This is a genomic window from Streptomyces sp. NPDC038213 (genome assembly GCF_055600495.1).
This window is the reverse complement of sequence record NZ_JBVJYM010000081.1, coordinates 1-1284: the sequence shown is the minus strand read 5'-3', so window position 1 is coordinate 1284 and position 1284 is coordinate 1. Positions and strand designations below refer to the sequence as shown.

Below are 1284 nucleotides of genomic sequence, written 5' to 3'. Positions count from 1 at the left end.
GGGACTGCTGCGTGATCGGGTGACAGTTGGGGTTTACGCAGCGAGTGCTGTGTGAGGGGCCATGATGGTTTCGTACTCGACGGGCGTCAATCGGCCCAGGCGGACCTGGCGCCGTCTGCGGTGGTAGGTGCGCTCGATCCAGGTCACGATGGCGATCCGGAGTTCGTTTCTGGTCCGCCAGGGTCGGCGGTCCAGGACGTTCTTCTGCAGCAGCGCGAAGAAGCTCTCCATGGCCGCGTTGTCGCCTGCCGCACCGACTCTGCCCATCGAGCCGATAAGGCTGTGACGTGCGAGAACGGCCCCGTACTTCCTTGCGCGGAATTGAGATCCGCGATCGGAGTGGACGATGCATCCGGCGACCTGGCCGCGGCGGGCGACGGCGGATTCCAGGGCGGAGACCGCGAGGCTGGACTTCATCCTCGCGTCGATGGAGTAGCCCACGATCCGGCCGGAGTAAACGTCCTTGACCGCGCACAGGTAGAGCTTGCCCTCGCCGGTGGCGTGTTCGGTGATGTCGGTGAGCCACAGCCGGTTCGGGCCCGGGGCGGTGAAGTCGCGCCGGACCCGATCGTCGTGGACGGGCGGTCCCGCCTTGGCGTTCTTGCCGCGGCCTTTGCGTTTCCCGAACACGCTCCACCAGCGGTTGTCGCGGCAGATTCGCCATCCGGTCCGCTCGGCCATCGCCTGGCCGGCTGCCCTTGCCTCGTCGACGAGGAAGCGGTGGCCGAACTCCGGATCGTCTCGGTGGGCGTCGAACAGGGCGTTGGCCCGGTGGGCCTCGGTCAGTTCCGCGTCGGTGACCGGTGAGGCCAGCCACCGGTAGTAGGGCTGGCGGGCCAGACCCAGTACCCGGCACGTCACCGCCACCGGCACCCTTGCAGGGGCATCGGCGGCGGCCAGCTCGCGGACGAGCGGGTACATCATTTTGCCGGCAGGTTCGCCTGTGACAGATAGGCCGCGGCCTTCCTCAGGACCTCGTTCTCCTGCTCGAGCATCCGGATCCGCTTGCGGGCCTCGCGCAGCTCGGCCGACTCGGCCGACGCCGTCGCCGGCCTGGTGGTGGTGTTCTCGGTCTGGGCGTGGCGCAGCCACTTCGTCAGCGAGGCCGGGTGGACTCCGAAGTCGGCGGCCACCTGTTCCAGCGTGACACCGGGCTCGCGGTTGCGTGCGACCCGCACGACGTCCTCGCGGAACTCCTTGGGATAGGGCTTGGGCACGACAACATCCTTCCAGGCCGCTTCTCAGCAAGCCAGGTCAGGTGTCACTCAACCCTGCAGCAGTCCC

1 protein-coding gene is annotated in these 1284 nt (G+C 68.0%); it reads right to left on the bottom strand.

The genetic code is table 11. The annotated features are described in order from the left end of the window. Nucleotides 1-33: 33 nt before the first annotated feature. Nucleotides 34-1217, bottom strand: a protein-coding gene (locus tag ACZ7JZ_RS36050) for an IS3 family transposase (protein WP_470947411.1) whose coding sequence is annotated in 2 segments (ribosomal slippage) — nucleotides 34-927 and nucleotides 930-1217 — 1182 coding nt in all. Because the reading frame shifts where the segments join, the coding sequence is not laid out codon by codon here. Between the last annotated feature and the right edge of the window lie 67 nt (nucleotides 1218-1284).